Source organism: Micromonospora sp. NPDC048907 (genome assembly GCF_055586885.1).
The window spans coordinates 1-15,808 of the sequence record NZ_JBVJHI010000001.1; the positions used below are offsets into that span (position 1 = coordinate 1).

Consider the following 15,808-nt stretch of genomic DNA (forward strand, 5'->3'; position numbering starts at 1 on the left):
AGCTGATCTGAGGCTTTGACGTAGAGTTCGGTCTTGCGCCGCTCGAGGGCGTCGTGCTCCGTTGCGTCCGCTGTTCGATCCTGATGTTTCTGATCTCTAAGGTCAGTACGCTCCTTAACGTACTGCCGTCGAATTGCGATCGCGAGCGCTGACAGGCCACCGACGCCCGCTGCGGCACCGAGAGAGTTGCGGATGATGTCCGCTCGGAGCTGAGCCTTTCTGACAGCAAGATCTGCCTCTTGCGCATCAGTCAAGGACGAGCGCGCGTCGACAGCAGGCACCTGCGCCGCAAACCACATCCAAGACGCAAGCCCTGCAATGCCCAGCACCGAAAGGATGACTGCAACGATTAGAGTGCGACGTTTAAGGGGCCGAAAGTCATGACTTTCACTGTTTCTGTCCGCAGGCATGGCGTTAGCATTTCCAGCGCTGACCACCATCGCCGCTCCTCTATCCTGGTATTTCATGGTCTGACAAGCTAATTCAGCTCGTCGTTTCGGCTTCAATCAAGCAGTTCAGCTTATGTTTGCACCGGTCATTGAGGCTCGTGTGGCAGACGAGAGGAAGGCTGGGTGAAGTAGATCTACTTCTTCTTCGCGTTCGCGGCCAGCCCAATCAGCAGAGTCACGACGAACCAAAACGGTACTTCAATCATATCGGCCACGTCCGGGTGTTCGGTCTTCAACGTCAACCACCAAGTGGTGATCAGGAAGAAGGCGAAGCTAATAGTGGCCCACTTTGGAACGGGCTCAACAACCCAATTCCGCAGATCTCGCAAGGAATCAACCCAAACAGCGCCGAGAGAAGTAGCCTCAACACCGCGATCAAGGCAAGCCCTATCTACCGCCTGTGCCAGATCAAGTAGAGATTCATCGATCGCGACTCCTGCCATGCTCGTGGTGCCACTGAGTGCCCCGGAGACCAGCGCTTCAGGTTCAAGCGCGACGAGCGAACTCCTGAGAAGCCGGTCGGTGTCGAGGCCGGCGAGGTTCCGGATCACCCGGTCGGTGGTGATGCTGAGGTTGCGGACCATCCGGTCGGTGTCGAGCTTGGCGAGGTTCCGGATCACCTGGTCGGTGGTGATGCTGAGGTTGCGGACCATCCGGTCGGTGTCGAGCTTGGCGAGGTTCCGCACCATCCGGTCGGTGTCGAGGTTGGTCAGGTTTGAGATCACCGGCTCCGAGTCCAAGACCTTCTGTCCGTCCTTCGTTAGGGTTCACCGACTACAGGGAAAAGCGGTCGCCTTCAGCCTCGGCGCCGGGACCGGGCGACAGGTAGGCATCCATCGCCCGGTCCCGGTCAGGGTTCTTACGCCGCCGCCTCGTCATCCTCCGCGCTGTGCAGCTGGTTACGCATCTCCTGAGGCGGCCTGAGCTTGGACGCCGAGGTCTTGTGGCGGGCGTCGATCACGATGGGCCGGATCTCGACCTTGTACCGATCCGACGCGATCCGGGCCGCCTTCGCGACCTTGTTGATCTGACTCTCCGACATCTCCTCGTCGGTGTAGGCGATCGCCACGAAGAAGGCGATGTGGACCTCCTCCGACATGGCGTACTGAGGGGTCTGGGCGAGGAGACCGTCCCAGAACTTCGAGTTGGACATCAGCTTCATCTCGACCACCGTTCGAGCGACCCAGCCCTGGGCGAACTGGAAGTCGACGGGGCCGCGGCCGGCGTTGGCCTCGCCGGTCATGCTGATGTCGTTCGCCTTGCAGTAGTGCTTGGCGCAGCTCCGGAAGAGAGCCTGAACCTTCTTCTCCGGCATGGACACGCCGCGGTGCCAGAGCATCTGCCACTCGTCCTGGTGCTCGATCCCGTGCCGGAACGCCTGGATCACCGCGTCAACGAAGTCGGGGAACTCCGACTGGTTGCGCGGCAGGTAGGACAGCGGCGAGCGGGCGGCGATCTGACCGCCGACCTCCCACCACCGGACTCGGAGCGCCGGGTCCCGGTCCACCGGGTAGGGCTCGTGATCCTTCTGCTCCAGGGCGGCGAGATAGGCGGCGACAACGTCCGGGTTCTGCCGGGCGAGCTTGGCCTTCTGGCGGCTGTCGACGTGCCGTGCGATGTCGTAGTTGAAGTTGCCCCGCAGCTCGTCGCTGTGGTTGCGCCAGGCGTAGCTCCAGAACCCGTTGGCTGTAACCACAGGAATGTCCTTGAGGAAGCGCTTCGGCGCCAGGAGGACGGGCCCGGGCTTGTCGACGAAGGGGTTGACCGGAAGCTCCACCTCTCGCGGGAGCCAGCAGGCGAACTCATCGCTCCACGCGGCGTTGCGGACGCGGAACGGCTGCATGGGCACGTTGTGGCGGCGGGCCACGTCCTGGGTGTAGCGGATGAAGAAGCTCTTCAGGATGTTGCAGACGGCGTCGCTGATCCGATCCAGCCCCATGCCGCCCTGGAAGAGGCCGAGCATCTCCATGTGAGGGACGTTGTCGATGCCGAGACCAAGAGCCGTCTTGACGCCCTCGAGCATGCCCTGCTGCAGCCCTCGGCCGGACCCCGAGCCGTTGGGGGTGCCGTCCGCCACGCCCAGGCAGAACTCAGCAGGCTCGGGGAACATCAGGAGCGTCTGGGCCTGCTTCCAGGCCAGGGACTTCTCGTCGCCCTTCGACTCGCGAACCAGCCGGAACACCAGACCGAAGAAGTCGAGGATGTGGTTGTGCGCCTCGAACCAGCGCTCGTCGGTGTCCGGGTAGATGAGGAACGGGTCCACGCACAGATTGGTGTCCGTGGGGAGGTAGGTGTCGAACCAGTCGTCCTGGTCCGTGAGCTGGATGCCGTAGTACTCGCTGAAACGCATGGCGCCTCCTCCGTGCCGAGCGGGTGTCCATCACCCGACTCCCGCGCACGCTGACGCCAGCCCAGAGAGAAATCCCACTCTCCTGTAGGTACACAGGGAGCGGAATCCTCTATTAGAGTTCCAACTTGAGACAGCCAATCTCTGCGGAACCCCGGCTTGGGCGAAGCGTCGACCTTCGACGGTTCGACCCGCCGGGGTTCTCGCGTTGCGCACCTTCAAGCCTACCAAACGTCACGTCACAGTCCGTGTGTCTGAATCGCTCTTCGGCAAAGTGTGACGCCTGTCACTGAACCCCAACATGTAGCAGCCCTTGGCGCTTAAGCGTCAACATCTTGTGGTGGCGGTTCTGTCGCAGGGGTGTGATAAGGTCTTCGGCTTTCGTTGGAAGACTACAGACAGTAGCGACTTAAAGGGGCTAAGCGGTCTTAAGGGTGCTTAATGCTCATTTCCTGTCGTCAGGTGTGATCACCTCTGAGGGCGGATGACCACCCAGCTGATTCCGGGCGCGACCTCACCCGCCGGTGTCAAGGGCTTCGAAGTACGACAACCGGTGACCTCGGCGACCGACTCCAGCCGAGATCGACATCGTTGAGGCGGCGCCTCCTCTAAGATCAACTAGTACATCGCCAGTACAGATCGGCACCGCAACAGGTGTAAGAAGTCGAGAGACGGTGACGGACTCGATCGAGTTCGGAGTATCTGTCGGCTCGCTTCTCTACGATGTGACGCAGGTCTGCGGGTTGGGGGTTCAAGTCCCCTGGGCTCCACCAGCACTTTCCTTGGTTGACCTCGGTTCCGAGTACAGCCATTCGTACGGCCAAGCCGTCGCGCCGTCTCCTCCTCGCCCAGTACCCGATCGATGGCCGAGGCCGCTTGACGAGCCCGCGCCGGCAGGACGTGCCCGTAGGTGTCGGCCGTCATCCGGATCGTGGAGTGCCCGAGCAGTTCCATTACCGTGCGCAGCTCCTCGCCCTGGTCGAGCAGGAACGTGGCGAACGCGTGCCGCAGGTCGTGCAGGTGCAGCCAATCCAGGCCGGCCGCCGCGCGGAGCTGCTCGAAGCGCCGTTGACGTTCCGCGGCTCCATCGCTGTGCCGATGGTGCTGGCGAAGACCAGGCCCAGATCCGACCACAGCTCCCCGGCCGCGAGCCGTTCCTTCGCCTGGCGCACCCGCTGCGACTCCTACGCCAGCAGCGAGCCATGCCCCATGTGCCTCATGGCCTGCTACTGGGCACGCATCCCCCGCCTAATCATCGAAGCCAGCAGCCACGACGTAGCCACCTACGGCATCGAAGACCTTCAGTTCTACCGCGAGGTCGCCCTGCCGGCCGACCGCCGGTCACTGCGCGAAGAGGTTGCCGAAGGAGCCCTACGCGACCAGGCCGTCGACGTACTACGCAAGTGGGCCGACATGCTGCCCTCATCGGTCGAGCCCAAGTTCTGACCAGGCGCGCGCTGCGGACCTCCGCTGCCGCCACTGGCCCGGACCGCCGACGGCATCCGGATCTGCCGATGAGCGGATGGCATTGGGCGCTGTTGCAGACCCTTGTCCCGCCGGGCACCGACCGAATGCATGATCCGCAATGCGGGAGACACCCCTACTCTGCACCGCTGTGCGGTTCTTCAAGAAGAAGCAGGAGCTCTCGGGCGGCGCCGACGAGTTAGCGATCGGCGGCTTCCTCGACGACGAGTCAGAACTTTTGAACGAGGCGCTGCTGGATCGGGAGTGGGGCGCGGCCCGCAGAATCCTCGCGGCGGCCGATAAAGAGCACTTCATGTACTACGTCCAGGTTGCTGCCGCTACCCACGGAGTCGAGGAGTGGATCGACGGACCAATACGGGCCCAGCCGGATGATCCGCTGCCGCTACTCATCGGCGGCGCCCGCGCGATCTCCTGGGCCGGCGAAGCCCGCGGAGATGGCCGGGCTAGCACCGTGCCCAAGGACGCCTGGCCCGTCTGGTTCCAGCGCTTGGAACTCGCCGAGAATCTCCTCGATCAGGCTCTGGACCGCCATCCGGCGCTGGCTGAGGCGTGGCACTACAAGATCTCCCTGAGCCGCAACCGTCAACTGCCAGCCGAGGAGCGTTGGCGGCGATTCAATCGACTTATCGAGATCGATCCGTCCCACTTGTTTGGGCACTTGACAATGCTCGACAGCCTGTTGCCCAAGTGGGGCGGCAGCTGGGACGAAGCCTTCCGGTTCGCCCGGGAGCGAACCGCGGCCTGCCCCGCCACCAATGTTCCCTTACTGATCATGAAGGTGCATCGCAACTTCCGCTGGGAGAGCGAGAACGGCGAAACCCGGTACTACCAGCGCCCGGACGTCGCCTCAGAGACCTACGACGCGGCCGAGCAGTCGTTCTGGCATGACGACTACGAGACCACAACCCTGACACCCATCCTCTGGAACCATTTCGCTTTTGCGCTGACCTACGGCCGGTACTTCAAGCAGGCCTGCACCCTCTACGACGCCATCGGCAGCGACTTCGTCCGCAAGGAACCGTGGCAGACCGTCGAGCGCTACCGCAATATGCGTGACTGGGCGCGCGAGGAAGCCGCCGACCCCCGCTACCACGACGAGTGAGCCCACTACCGGAACGCGTTCTCCCTGGCGGCAGTGTGATCGGCCCGGCCCCGAGAACGCCCGACAGAATCCCTGCGGAGCATGATCTAGTGCGCACATCCGCCGCGATCCGCGCGCCTGTTGCAGTTGACAGACGTGTGTCGCACATCAGCCGGCGGAGGACAACCGCTGGGGCCCGCGCACTGCCGAATTGACCTCTTGAGGATCAAGGCGGCCCGCAAGCGGGCCGCGCCGGCCGATTGCAGACTGCGCCAAGGACCGGATCCGATGCCTCCGGCGGGGATCTTCGACAGAGATGGGGCCGTCCACCTCCACCGTGATCCCGGGCGGAGCCGTTCGCACGATGTGCGGACTCACGGCGGAGATGGGCTTGAGGGGGAGGAGCGGTACGCGCAGCGAGGGGTCCTCAGTGATCTTCCGGCCAGTTCAAAGCAGCGAGATCTGACCGGGCAGTTCGGGCGGTCCGGACAGCACTGCGCGGAGCTTGTTAATCTGCGGAAACTCACTCGCTCCTCCCTCGCCCCATAGGCTTCGCCACTCCGAGTCGTCGCCGAGGACCCGGTCAAGTGCCTCGACTGCCAGCTGCGGCAGGTCGTCGTCCAGGTCAAGGGATTCGCCAGCAAGCAGGAAGTCCGGTGCGTAGGGCGAGGTTATCGGCTCTCCGCCGGGCATCTGAGATGCCACGATCGCGGCCGCAGCGATGGCCGATGCGGCATCGTCATGGTCGAGATAACCGGTGTTGAGTGCTGCCATTGTCAGGGCACCACGAACCACTCCCGCCCGTGCAGACGGATCGGCATCGTGGAGGTCGCCGCACCAGTCGGCGGCGCTGTCGTTGTCAAACGGACCGTCATCCCAGGCGCCCATGTGCTCCTCCAATTTCGCGGTGAGCGGATCATGTAGCCAGACCGTGGGCGGACGCAAGGCCGCGAGAGCGCTTGGCTGTACAGCCATCGGTACAGCCAAGCCGGCCGACAGGCGTGGGTGACGAGCGACAGCGACCGACAAGGCGAGCAGGTCAACGGCGCTCATCGACACCGGCCGACAGCAGTCTTGATCTTTGCAAGGCAGGGGTTAGGGGTTCACGTCCCCTGGGCTCCACCCATACGGTCCCCGACCTGCGGCGGACACACCGCAAGGTCTTTGATCTACGCGTATCCCATGGCCGGGATGACAGCGCCGAGTGTTCGTTCGACGAGCTCGCGGGTGCCGGGGTCGAACTGGTCGTTGCGATTGGCCACCCTGTGTGACTCGAACGCCGACGGGGTCGCGAAGTCGTCGACACCGAGCCGTTCGAACAGGGCGCGCCGCTGCCCGGGCCAGTCGGCCGCGAGATCCTCGGCTTTCACCTCGACATACCGCTTGTCCGTCAGATCCACCGTGGCCTTCCAGTCGAGCCATCGGTCGTAGACGGGTTTGAGCCACGCGAGCGCGCCGTCGACCGTGGGTGGTGCCCATGGCTGGTCGACGTGGGACGCGACCACCGCGACCGGGTGGCGTTTGATGTGGACGATGGTCGCCTCCGGGACGAGTTCCCAGAGGAAGTCCATGCACAGAAGGTTGAACGGCGTCTTCTCGCACCAGGCCGGCTTACCCGCATCGGCGGCGGCTCCGCCGAACATCGTGTCGACCGTGCGGCGGAGGATCCCGAGCAGTTCACGCCGGTCGCTGAAATACCTCGGGATCACCCGCCGGCGACTTCGCAACTCGAACGGCCCGGCCTGCCCGGCCCCTGCCTCGGGCACGGACTCGTCGAACGTGCACGCGACGAGCTGCGGCCACAGCCGTCGCACCGCGTCCCAGTAGTGCCGTTCGCCGACGACCTCGGGAACGGTCTTGCCGCGGTCGTCGCGCCGGCCGGGCACTCGCACGGTCAGGAAGTCGCTCAGCCTGCGCAGGGCGTCCTCGCCGACAATCGGGTCATACCGAATCGTGAGGGCGTCCGTCAGGTCCCGTAAGCCACCCGGATCGACGATGAACCGCGTCTCCATCGGGATCCGGTGGATCTGCGGGTGCTCGCCGAGAATGTCCGCGAGCTGCGAGGTTCCCGAACGACCCGTACCCGCTACGAAGATCGGTGAGGGTGCAGACATGACGGTTAGCCAAGTCCCGGCATCGCGCCCCCGCAACCGAATTGGGGTCCCCCGCCCGCAGTCCGGGCCCCGCCCCCTCCGTTCTCAACCCGCGGGCGCCGGCTCGCTGGGTCGCCGGGTGAAGAAGCGGATGATGTCGTCCGCCGCGGTGGGAGACAGCATCATGGCCTGGACCCGCGCGGACATCTCGGCGATCGCGTGGGTCCTTGTGAACATCGCCTCCTCGTACGCCCGGATGGCCGAGTCGGGGTCGGCGGCGTTGGCGGCGAGTTCGCCGGCGAGTTCGGCGGCGTCGAGCATCGCCTGATTGGCGCCCTCGCCGACCGGCGGCATGAGGTGTGCGGCGTCACCGATGAGGGTGATGCCCGGCCGGTGGGCCCAGCGCGTGCCGATGGGCATCGCTTCGATCCGGCGAGGTGTCGGCGCGCCGTCGCCGGCTTCGATGAGTGCGGTGAGGCCTGGGTCCCAGCCTTCGAACAGGTCCAGCAGAGCCCGCTTGCTGCGGTAGGTGTCGAGGCCGCGGTCTTCCGCGCGCAGGGAGATCCCGACTCGGATGGTGCCGTCGCCGAGGCGTTGCGCGGCAAGGATCTGGTTCACGCCGATGCACCACAGGTTGCCGGGGCCGACCAGCTCGGCGAGATCCGGGTGGCGCCGGTCGGCGTCGCTGATGCTCAGCTCGACCAGGGTCGCCACGTAGGAAAGCTGTGCGTCGGTCAGCAGCGACCGGACGACCGAACGCGCGCCGTCCGCGCCGATGAGGATGTCGCAGTCGGCGCGGTGGCCGCCGTCGAACGTCAGCTCGAAGCCCCCGTCCGGTCGTGGGGTCGCCGCGACGAGCCGGTGCTGCCACGCGACCGCGTCGCCCGGAAGCGAATCGAGCAGCAGGTCACGCAGCGCCCTCCGGTCGATCTCGGGCCGTCCGGAGAACGAGCCGGGTTGTGGCGTGTGGTGCACGAGGGTGCGTCCGGCCGGGTCGAGGATGCGATGTTCCTCGCCCTCCGGCCGCGCCTCGGTGCGGAACCGGCCGGCGAGACCCGCCTCGGCCAGGGCCTGTTGCCCGGACTCCGGGTGCAGGTCGAGCGATCCGCCCTGTGTTCGCGCGGTTCGGCTGGCCTCGCGCTCGTACACCGCCGCGTCGATGCCGTGCCGGTGCAGGATCCGGGCCAGCGTCAGGCCGCCGAGGCCACCGCCGGCGATCGCGATTCGCATCGTCATCCCCTTTGCCGTACGCTGTATCTCATGGATACGCCGTACGGTAGCGCACCCGTGCCCGTCTGGGAACGGCCCGAGCCTCGACCCCGGGCGGCGCCGGTGCCGCTGAGCCGCGAGAAGATCGCCGCCACGGCGATCCGGCTCGCGGACGCGGACGGCCTCGACGGGCTGTCGGTACGCAAGATCGCGAAGGAGCTCGGCGTCGGTCCGATGCGGCTCTACGACTACGTGGTCAACAGATCCGAGCTGCTCGACCTGATGGTCGACGCCGTCTACGCCGAGATCGCCGAGGCCGGCCAGCACTCCGGGTGGCGCGCCACGGTCCTGGCCATCGTCCACCGCACCCGGGACGCCGCCCTTGCGCACGAGTGGTTCGCCGACCTGCACGGCGCCAGGCCACATCTGGGACCTCACGCGCTCGCCGTGGGCGAATCCACCGCGGCGGCGCTCAGCCAGGCCCCCGGGGTACGCGACATCGACGACCTCCAGCGAGCCCTGGGCGCCCTCAACGCCTTCATCACCGGAGCGCTCCGCAGGGAGGTCACCGAGCGACGCACGGCCCGTTCCACCGGCACCGACCTGACCGCCTGGCAGACCAGCCTCGGGCCCTACCTGAACCGGATGCTCGAAACGGGTCGCTATCCGACTGTCGCCCGGCTCGTCGTCGACGGCGCCCACCTCAGCGCCGAGGAAACCTTCCACCACAACCTGACCACCATCCTGGACGGCATCACCAGCCGTCCCCACCCGTGATCGGCTGAGCCGAGAGACGTCGATCAGGCAGCCGGCGGGTGCGGGTGCGGAGCGGGACCAGGGGCTAGCTGGGCCAGCGAATCGCGTCGAGGAACTCCTCCACGGCGACCACGACCCGACCGAGCACCGCGATCGACTCGGTCAGCGGCCCGGGTACGTACATGCCGTGATCCGCGCCCTCGACCTCCAGCACATGGGGCGTCAACCGGCGGGCGATGTCACCGTCCCATACTTTGTCGCCAGTGCCACCCACGAGCAGGAACGGCGCGGTCGCGCGGCCCAGCGCGTCAGCCACCCACGGCAGGGTGAGCAGGGGCGTGAGCCACACGGCGGGCAACGATCTTTCGGCGGCGATCGCTGCCGCATTCGTGCCCAGCGACTTGCCGATCAGCAGTGGTCGACCGCCGACGGTGTCGATCAGCGGGGCGATCTCACCGCCGACCCAGCCTTCGATCTCTGGCTGGTCGAGCTGAGGGAACTCCCGCGACCACGAGTGTCGACGTACCGTCGCGCCCCGCCGTTCCGCCACGTCGCCGGCGTACATCAGCAGGGGAGCGCCCGGACCGAACCGGGCGCCGGGAATCACGACAGCGTCAGCCATGCGGACGACCTTACCGAGCTGCGGTGGGGACCGGCGGAGTGCGACTCTGCCGGTCGATGTCGCCAGCCCGCTCCGCCTCCGCTGCGAGTGTGTGCAGAAGGGCCAGGTCGGCGCGGTCGATGTCGCGCGGCTCGTACCCGCTGTGGAAGAGCAGTTGCTGCTCCACCGAGATGCAGTTGGCCGGGCGACCGGCGATGGTGCCGGTGGTGAAGCACTCCCTCGGCCAGCGGAAGCTGCTGCCATCCAGGCCGGCCTGGTGGCCGTGGCCAACCTCGTCGAACGTGAGCGGATGAAGATCCACCCGGCCTCGTCCCTCGGCGACGACCTCGACGCGTACCGGGCGCCAGTCGGTGTCGATGACGTAACCCAGCCGGCCGAGAGCAAGCAGGGCCGCTGCTTCCTGCTCCGCGGGAATCGCCAGGTCCAGGTCCCGGTGTGGACGACTCTGCTGTCCGGACAACGCGTCCACACCCCATCCGCCGCTGATCCACGCGGTGCAGCCGGCGGCGGTGAGAGCGTCCAGAACCGTGTGGACCTCGTCGGCATTCATGTCGGCAGTGGTGACCATGCTCGCTGCTCCGGCGTGACTGGTCAGTTCCGCCGGACGCGGAACTCGTTGCCGTCGGGATCGGCCAGCTCGACGGCGCCGTCCTCACCGACGTCGAGTCGGGTGGCTCCGAGGGAGACCAGCCTGTCGACCTCCGCCTGCTGGTCGCCGCCGGCCGGGGCGAGGTCGAAGCGCTGCCGGTTCCTCGCCTTCTTCGGGGTCACGGGCGGGCCTCCCCACGCGACCTTCGTGCCGCCGTGCGGTGACTGGATCGCGGTCTCCTCGTCCTGGTCCCACACCAGCGGCCAGTCCAGCGCCGCGCTCCAGAAGAGGCCCACCTCCCGGGTGCCGTCGCAGGCGAGTTCCCCGAGCAGGCCGCACCCGGCGAGGAAGCCGTTGCCCGCTTCGATCACGCAGAACTCGTTGTCCTCGGGGTCGGCGAGGACGATGTGCCCCTCCTCGGGGCGCTGCCCGACGTCGAGGTGGCCGCCGCCGAGCTCCAGCGCCGTCGCCACCGTGTGCTCCTGATCGCCGGGCCGGGCGCTGGTCAGGTGGAGGTGGATGCGGTTCCGCCCCGCCTTTTTCGTGTTGCTCGGGACGAACCGGAGGCCGACCTGCGTGTCATCGCCCGGCAGGAGCACAGCGCCGGCGTCCTCGACGACCTCCCGGTCGAGCAGCCCGGCCCAGAACCGCGCCAGGCGGGCCGGGTCGTGTGCGTCGAAGGTCACCGTCAGCGTTCGCGAGAGCATCCCTGCACCGTAGAGACGGGCCCGCAGGCCGACAAGGCGGTTTCGGCGCAGCCGGTGCGGCTGCGCCGCTCGCCGGGGTTCGTGGTGAACGTGGCGGTGCTGTGCCGCTGACGGGTCAGCCCAGCCGGCCGAGGAACTCCCGCGAGCGCCGCACCACGAGCGCCGTCGCGTCGGCATCGTAGGTGGGCAGCGAGCTGTCGGTGAACAGGTGCGCCTCGCCCGGGTAGACGTACAGCTCGCCCCGCTCGGGCCCGACGATGCCGACCAGCTCGCGGGCGGAGTCGATGTCGCCCTCCAGCGCGAAGAACGGGTCCTTGTCCATGCCGTGGATCTGCACGGGGACACCGTCGGGCCACGGCCCGACGGCCCATTCGCCGGTGACCGGCAGGCACGACTCGTAGAGCAGGGCGCCGCGGGCGCCGGCCCGGGTCTGGGCGAGCCGTTGCGCGGTGGCGGCGCCCCACGAGATGCCGGCGTAGACGAGCTCCTTCGGCAGCTCGGCCACGACCCGGTCGGCGCGCTCGTCGAGCACCGCGCCGCCGATGCGCCTGGTCAGCGCGGCGCCGTCCTCGATGGTCGGCGGGCGCTCGCCGTCGAACAGGTCGGGTGTGTGCACGGTGTGCCCGCCGGCGCGCAGCTGGTCGGCGAAGGCGTGGACGCCGTCGGTGAGCCCCTGGATGTGGTGGAAGAGGATGATCTCGGCCATCTCTAGACTCCTGTCAACGAACCAGAGCGATCGAATGATCCAGAATTCTAGAACGGTCGAGAAATGTCGGTCAATCAGCAGATCCCGGATTACGACCTCGACGAGATGCTCGTGGTCAGCGCACCCGAGCAGTTGCGCGCACTGGCCGACCCGCTGCGGTCCACGCTGCTGGAGCTGCTCCTGGAGCGGGCCGCGACGGTCAACGAGATGGCCCGTGCGGTCGACCGCCCGAAGAGCAGCGTGGCCTACCACGTGAACCTGCTGGTCGACGCCGGCCTGCTCCGGGTGGTACGGACGCGACGGGTCCGCGCCATCGAGGAGCGGTTCTACGGCCGGGTCGCCCGCACGTTCTACGTCGGCGTGCTCAACCGGCCCGAGGACAAGCAGGTCGTCGCGCGCATCAACGGCCTCGCCGAGGCCGCCGCCGAGGCCGCCGCCGCCCACGCCGCCGACGACCTGCGGTGCACGCTCGTCCACGCGCGCATCCCGGTCGATGAGGTGCGGACGTTCTGGGCGGAGGTCCAGGCGCTCGCCCGCCGCTTCGCCCAGATCCCCCGCTCCGGCGACCAGGTGTACGGGTTCGTCGCCGGCCTCTACCCGACCGACGCGCCCACCCTGCCGGACACCGACCGGGACGCGGCCGACCGGCCCGACACCGCTCAGTAGCGGGCGGCCGCGTCGGCGAGCACCTCGCGCAGCGCGTGGGAGGTCTGCCGGACGATCCCCGGGTTGGTGTCCCAGTAGTAGGGCAGGGCGATCACCGCCTGGAGCAGCGCCCAGCCCCGGCCGCGCAGCCAGGAGGCATCGTCCACCGCCAGTTCGGCGCGGAACCGGGCACGGCTGCCGCCCGTGAACAGGTTCCACGCCGGTTGCAGGTCGCAGGCCGGGTCGCCGACGTTGAGCCCGCCGAAGTCGATGACCGCGGAGAGCCGGCCGCCGACCACCAGCAGGTTGCCCGGCAGCAGGTCGCCGTGCAGCCAGAAACCCGGTCCGCGCCAGGCCGGTGCGTCCAGGGACTCCTGCCAGGCGCGCAGCACCGCGGGGCCGTCGACCCGGTCGCCGAGCCGGCGCACCGCGTCGCGGACCGCCTCGTCCAGTTCCGCGAGGTCCGCACCCCGGGCCCGGGGTGGCCGGGGGAACGCCCCGGCGGTGTCGATCCGCCGCAGCGCGGCGATGAAGGCGGCCAGGTCGACGGCCGCCGCGTCCGGGTCGTACGAGGCGGTGCTGGCGCTCTCACCGGGCAGCCACTCGTAGACCGACCAGTCGAACGGGTAGCCCTCCGCGGGGCCGCCCATGGCCAGCGGCACGGGCAGGGCGAGCGGCAGGTGCGGGGCGAGCCGGGGCAGCCACTCGGCCTCCCGGGCCGCCTGCTGCGTGGCCCAGCCGATCCGGGGCAGCCGCACCGCCAGGTCCTCGCCGAGCCGGTAGACGTCGTGGTCCGTCCCGTGCGAGGGGACGAGGCGGAGCGGCCGGTCGGTCCACTGCGGGAACTGCCCGGCGAGCAGCCGGCGGACCAGGTCGACGTCGGTGTGCACCTCGTCGGCGTGCATCTTCATCCGGGTCACGGCGATCATCCTGGACCGCCCCGGCGGTGGCCGCAAACGAGTTCACTCGGCCCGGCGGCGCCAGGTCAGCGTCATGGCGAGGACCACGAGACCGGCCGGCAGGGCCGCCACCAGCAGACCCCGCCAGGGCGCCAGCCGCAGGCGCAGGGCGAGCCGGCGGTCTGGTTCCCGGGTGACCGCGTACTGCTGGCCGGCGCCGTCGGGGTCGAGCCGGCAGGTGAGGTGGTAGCCGCCGGCCACCGGGGCGGCGAAGGTCGACATCCAGGTCCAGAGCGTGTCGTCGGTGGCCACCTCGGTCCACTCGACCACGTGCCCGGGTTCGGCCGCCGGCACCGGCCGCCCGTCCGGGCCGGTCACCTGGCAGCGGTCGCGGTCCGGTGCGCTGGTCGGCCTGGTGGCCCAGACGGCGTACCGGCCGGGGTCGAGGTCGACGGTGAGGTGCTCATAACGGGGGCCGCTGACGCGCAGCGGGAGGGGCCTGGGCTCGGCGTCCGGCGAGATGGCCCGCTGGACGGCCGGCAGCGCGGTCAGCAGGCCGAGACCCCCGACCACCACGAGGAGGGCGGCCACCGCCAGCGCCACCCGCCTGCCCATGGGGGCAGGGTAGTGCCGGGCCGGCCGCTCCGGCAGGCTAGCGTCGGGTGCGTGAGCACCGGATCCCCGCGCGTCCTGCCGGCCGAGAGCGGCATCGCCGAGGCCGCCGCCGTCCTGCGCTCCGGCGGGCTGGTCGCCTTCCCCACCGAGACGGTCTACGGGCTGGGCGCGAACGCGCTGGACGCCCGGGCGGCGGCACGCATCTTCGAGGCGAAGGCCCGGCCCAGCTTCGACCCCCTGATCAGCCACCTGGCCGACGCCGCCGACCTGCCCGGTCTGGTCGGCGCGGTGCCACCCGCGGTGGCCGCGCTGGTGGAGCGCTTCTGGCCCGGCCCGCTCACCCTGATCGTGGACCGGCCGGCGGCGATTCCGCCGATCGTCACGTCCGGCCTGGACACCATGGCCGTGCGGGTGCCCGACGAGCCCTCCGCGCGGGCGCTGATCGCCGCCGCCGGGGTGCCGGTGGCCGCGCCCAGCGCCAACCGGTTCGGGCAGCTCAGCCCCACCCGGGCCGAGCACGTGGTGGCCGGGCTGGGCGCCGCCGTGGACGTGGTGCTCGACGGCGGGCCGACCCGGTGCGGGATCGAGTCGACCATCGTGGACGCCCGGGCCGGGCGGCCGGTGGTGCTCCGGCTGGGCGCGCTGCCGGTGGAGGCGCTGGTCGAGGTGGCCGGTCCGGTCGAGGTACGCCAGGGCAGCTCGGGCCAGCCGGTCGCGCCCGGGACGCTGGCCGCGCACTACGCCCCGCGTACCCCGCTGCGGTTGGGTGCGGCGGCCGAGGGGGACGGCGGCGGGCGCGGGTTCCTGGCCTTCCGGGAGCCACCGGCGCGGGGTGACTGGGCGGCGGTGGAGGTGTTGTCGCCCGAGGGTGACCTGACGGCCGCGGCCGCGCGCCTCTTCGACGCCCTGCACCGGCTCGACGCCACCGGGGTCACCGAGATCGTCGCCGAGCCGGTACCGGAGGTCGGGGTGGGTCGGGCGATCAACGACCGGTTGCGGCGGGCCGCCGCCACCTGGCACTGACCCGTCAGAGGGCCAGCACGCCGACCACCTGGTCGCCGCTCGTCTCGCCGGTGCGCGAGAAGCCGAGGCGGTGGTAGAAGCGTTCCGGGCTGTGCGGGCCGGGCGCCCAGGTGACGAACATCCGGTCGGTGCCCCGGCGGCGCAGCTCGTCGGCGAGCGCCGCCACGGCGAACCGTCCGTAGCCCCGGCCCTGCTCGTCGGCGGCGATGTTCAGCCGCCACAGCCCCGAGCGGACATCGGTCGGGTCGTCCGCACGCCATTGGATGTCGAGGAAGGCCATCAGGAAGCCCACCGGCCGGTCGTCGTCGACGATCAGGCGCGGCCAGGCGACCGCCGGCTGGGCGTACGCCTCGGCCAGCGACCGCGCCACCGGGGCGACCAGCCCTTCCTGGTCGGGGCGGACGGCGATCGCGCAGGCGGCCAGGACGTTGTCCGGGGTGATCTGCTCCAGGCGGGGTGACGGCACGGCGGCACCCTAGCCACCGCGGAGGCCCGCCGGCGAACCCATTTCCACCGCCGCATGGCTGCCGCCGCCGGGGGTAGGAGTACGGACAACAACCCCCCGAAAGTGAGGTGTCATGC

18 protein-coding genes and 1 pseudogene are annotated in these 15,808 nt (G+C 69.0%); 5 read left to right on the plus strand and 14 right to left on the minus strand.

Features of this window, described 5'->3' with window-relative positions; genetic code table 11:
• From ACZ6PY_RS00005 to ACZ6PY_RS00020, 4 genes and pseudogenes are all read right to left on the minus strand, one after another.
• Nucleotides 1-467: pseudogene (locus tag ACZ6PY_RS00005) on the minus strand (hypothetical protein); the annotation flags it as partial.
• A gap of 116 nt (nucleotides 468-583) precedes the next feature.
• A complete protein-coding gene (locus ACZ6PY_RS00010) occupies nucleotides 584-1,174 on the minus strand; it encodes a hypothetical protein (RefSeq protein ID WP_466067817.1) in 591 nt (196 codons plus the stop codon).
• A 134-nt stretch (nucleotides 1,175-1,308) separates the two neighbouring features.
• Nucleotides 1,309-2,799, minus strand: coding sequence for a hypothetical protein (locus tag ACZ6PY_RS00015; RefSeq protein WP_466067819.1), 1,491 nt, complete (start codon nucleotides 2,797-2,799; stop codon nucleotides 1,309-1,311).
• A 615-nt stretch (nucleotides 2,800-3,414) separates the two neighbouring features.
• A complete protein-coding gene (locus ACZ6PY_RS00020) occupies nucleotides 3,415-3,831 on the minus strand; it encodes a tyrosine-type recombinase/integrase (RefSeq protein WP_466069332.1) in 417 nt (138 codons plus the stop codon).
• Between ACZ6PY_RS00020 and ACZ6PY_RS00025 the strand changes: the two genes are divergently transcribed.
• The gene (locus tag ACZ6PY_RS00025; RefSeq protein WP_466069419.1) at nucleotides 3,733-4,242 is read left to right on the plus strand and encodes a tRNA-specific adenosine deaminase; all 510 of its coding nucleotides are present in this window, start codon (nucleotides 3,733-3,735) and stop codon (nucleotides 4,240-4,242) included. The genes ACZ6PY_RS00020 and ACZ6PY_RS00025 overlap by 99 nt on opposite strands.
• 169 nt (nucleotides 4,243-4,411) lie before the next feature.
• The gene (locus ACZ6PY_RS00030) at nucleotides 4,412-5,383 is read left to right on the plus strand and encodes a hypothetical protein (protein WP_466067821.1); all 972 of its coding nucleotides are present in this window, start codon (nucleotides 4,412-4,414) and stop codon (nucleotides 5,381-5,383) included.
• 426 nt (nucleotides 5,384-5,809) lie between these two features.
• Here the strand turns inward: ACZ6PY_RS00030 and ACZ6PY_RS00035 are convergent, their stop codons facing one another.
• The 3 genes from ACZ6PY_RS00035 to ACZ6PY_RS00045 form a co-directional block, all read right to left on the minus strand.
• On the minus strand, nucleotides 5,810-6,415 hold the full coding sequence (locus ACZ6PY_RS00035; protein WP_466069334.1) for a DUF4259 domain-containing protein: 606 nt from the start codon (nucleotides 6,413-6,415) through the stop codon (nucleotides 5,810-5,812).
• A 116-nt stretch (nucleotides 6,416-6,531) separates the two neighbouring features.
• Complete coding sequence (locus ACZ6PY_RS00040; protein ID WP_466067823.1) at nucleotides 6,532-7,476, minus strand: sulfotransferase family protein; 945 nt, start codon at nucleotides 7,474-7,476, stop codon at nucleotides 6,532-6,534.
• 84 nt (nucleotides 7,477-7,560) lie between these two features.
• Complete coding sequence (locus ACZ6PY_RS00045; protein WP_466067825.1) at nucleotides 7,561-8,685, minus strand: FAD-dependent oxidoreductase; 1,125 nt, start codon at nucleotides 8,683-8,685, stop codon at nucleotides 7,561-7,563.
• 30 nt (nucleotides 8,686-8,715) lie between these two features.
• On the opposite strand from ACZ6PY_RS00045, the gene ACZ6PY_RS00050 reads away from it, so the two are divergent.
• Nucleotides 8,716-9,441 (plus strand): TetR/AcrR family transcriptional regulator, encoded by a 726-nt coding sequence (locus tag ACZ6PY_RS00050; RefSeq protein WP_466067827.1) that lies wholly within the window; start codon nucleotides 8,716-8,718, stop codon nucleotides 9,439-9,441.
• A 64-nt stretch (nucleotides 9,442-9,505) separates the two neighbouring features.
• On the opposite strand, the gene ACZ6PY_RS00055 is transcribed toward ACZ6PY_RS00050, so the two are convergent.
• From ACZ6PY_RS00055 to ACZ6PY_RS00070, 4 genes are all read right to left on the minus strand, one after another.
• Nucleotides 9,506-10,042, minus strand: a complete 537-nt coding sequence (locus tag ACZ6PY_RS00055; protein WP_466067829.1) for an alpha/beta hydrolase — start codon at nucleotides 10,040-10,042, stop codon at nucleotides 9,506-9,508.
• A gap of 10 nt (nucleotides 10,043-10,052) precedes the next feature.
• The gene (locus tag ACZ6PY_RS00060) at nucleotides 10,053-10,610 is read right to left on the minus strand and encodes a nucleotidyltransferase domain-containing protein (RefSeq protein ID WP_466067831.1); all 558 of its coding nucleotides are present in this window, start codon (nucleotides 10,608-10,610) and stop codon (nucleotides 10,053-10,055) included.
• 23 nt (nucleotides 10,611-10,633) lie between these two features.
• The gene (locus ACZ6PY_RS00065; protein WP_466067833.1) at nucleotides 10,634-11,338 is read right to left on the minus strand and encodes a VOC family protein; all 705 of its coding nucleotides are present in this window, start codon (nucleotides 11,336-11,338) and stop codon (nucleotides 10,634-10,636) included.
• 115 nt (nucleotides 11,339-11,453) lie between these two features.
• Nucleotides 11,454-12,044 carry a dienelactone hydrolase family protein gene (locus ACZ6PY_RS00070; protein ID WP_466067835.1) on the minus strand — a complete coding sequence of 197 codons (591 nt, stop codon included), beginning with the start codon at nucleotides 12,042-12,044 and terminating at the stop codon, nucleotides 11,454-11,456.
• A gap of 63 nt (nucleotides 12,045-12,107) precedes the next feature.
• Between ACZ6PY_RS00070 and ACZ6PY_RS00075 the strand changes: the two genes are divergently transcribed.
• A complete protein-coding gene (locus ACZ6PY_RS00075; protein ID WP_466067837.1) occupies nucleotides 12,108-12,710 on the plus strand; it encodes a helix-turn-helix domain-containing protein in 603 nt (200 codons plus the stop codon).
• On the opposite strand, the gene ACZ6PY_RS00080 is transcribed toward ACZ6PY_RS00075, so the two are convergent.
• The gene (locus ACZ6PY_RS00080; RefSeq protein WP_466069336.1) at nucleotides 12,704-13,600 is read right to left on the minus strand and encodes an aminoglycoside phosphotransferase family protein; all 897 of its coding nucleotides are present in this window, start codon (nucleotides 13,598-13,600) and stop codon (nucleotides 12,704-12,706) included. The genes ACZ6PY_RS00075 and ACZ6PY_RS00080 overlap by 7 nt on opposite strands.
• A 51-nt stretch (nucleotides 13,601-13,651) precedes the next feature.
• On the minus strand, nucleotides 13,652-14,203 hold the full coding sequence (locus tag ACZ6PY_RS00085) for a hypothetical protein (protein ID WP_466067839.1): 552 nt from the start codon (nucleotides 14,201-14,203) through the stop codon (nucleotides 13,652-13,654).
• Between the two features lie 75 nt (nucleotides 14,204-14,278).
• Between ACZ6PY_RS00085 and ACZ6PY_RS00090 the strand changes: the two genes are divergently transcribed.
• Nucleotides 14,279-15,226 carry an L-threonylcarbamoyladenylate synthase gene (locus ACZ6PY_RS00090; protein WP_466069338.1) on the plus strand — a complete coding sequence of 316 codons (948 nt, stop codon included), beginning with the start codon at nucleotides 14,279-14,281 and terminating at the stop codon, nucleotides 15,224-15,226.
• Between the two features lie 4 nt (nucleotides 15,227-15,230).
• Here ACZ6PY_RS00090 and ACZ6PY_RS00095 read toward each other — a convergent pair whose 3' ends face one another.
• Nucleotides 15,231-15,692: a GNAT family N-acetyltransferase gene (locus tag ACZ6PY_RS00095; protein WP_466067841.1), complete on the minus strand. Its 462-nt coding sequence runs from the start codon at nucleotides 15,690-15,692 to the stop codon at nucleotides 15,231-15,233.
• Between the last annotated feature and the right edge of the window lie 116 nt (nucleotides 15,693-15,808).

Excerpts from the sequence above, each read along its gene's own strand:
- ACZ6PY_RS00055 (WP_466067829.1), bottom strand. The coding sequence starts at position 10,042 with ATGGCTGACGCTGTCGTGATTCCCGGCGCCCGGTTCGGTCCGGGCGCT.
- ACZ6PY_RS00075 (WP_466067837.1), top strand. The coding sequence starts at position 12,108 with ATGTCGGTCAATCAGCAGATCCCGGATTACGACCTCGACGAGATGCTC.
- ACZ6PY_RS00085 (WP_466067839.1), bottom strand. The coding sequence starts at position 14,203 with ATGGGCAGGCGGGTGGCGCTGGCGGTGGCCGCCCTCCTCGTGGTGGTC.
- ACZ6PY_RS00065 (WP_466067833.1), bottom strand. The coding sequence starts at position 11,338 with ATGCTCTCGCGAACGCTGACGGTGACCTTCGACGCACACGACCCGGCC.
- ACZ6PY_RS00035 (WP_466069334.1), bottom strand. The coding sequence starts at position 6,415 with ATGAGCGCCGTTGACCTGCTCGCCTTGTCGGTCGCTGTCGCTCGTCAC.
- ACZ6PY_RS00015 (WP_466067819.1), bottom strand. The coding sequence starts at position 2,799 with ATGCGTTTCAGCGAGTACTACGGCATCCAGCTCACGGACCAGGACGAC.
- ACZ6PY_RS00060 (WP_466067831.1), bottom strand. The coding sequence starts at position 10,610 with ATGGTCACCACTGCCGACATGAATGCCGACGAGGTCCACACGGTTCTG.
- ACZ6PY_RS00070 (WP_466067835.1), bottom strand. The coding sequence starts at position 12,044 with ATGGCCGAGATCATCCTCTTCCACCACATCCAGGGGCTCACCGACGGC.
- ACZ6PY_RS00045 (WP_466067825.1), bottom strand. The coding sequence starts at position 8,685 with ATGCGAATCGCGATCGCCGGCGGTGGCCTCGGCGGCCTGACGCTGGCC.
- ACZ6PY_RS00040 (WP_466067823.1), bottom strand. The coding sequence starts at position 7,476 with ATGTCTGCACCCTCACCGATCTTCGTAGCGGGTACGGGTCGTTCGGGA.
- ACZ6PY_RS00080 (WP_466069336.1), bottom strand. The coding sequence starts at position 13,600 with ATGAAGATGCACGCCGACGAGGTGCACACCGACGTCGACCTGGTCCGC.
- ACZ6PY_RS00050 (WP_466067827.1), top strand. The coding sequence starts at position 8,716 with ATGGATACGCCGTACGGTAGCGCACCCGTGCCCGTCTGGGAACGGCCC.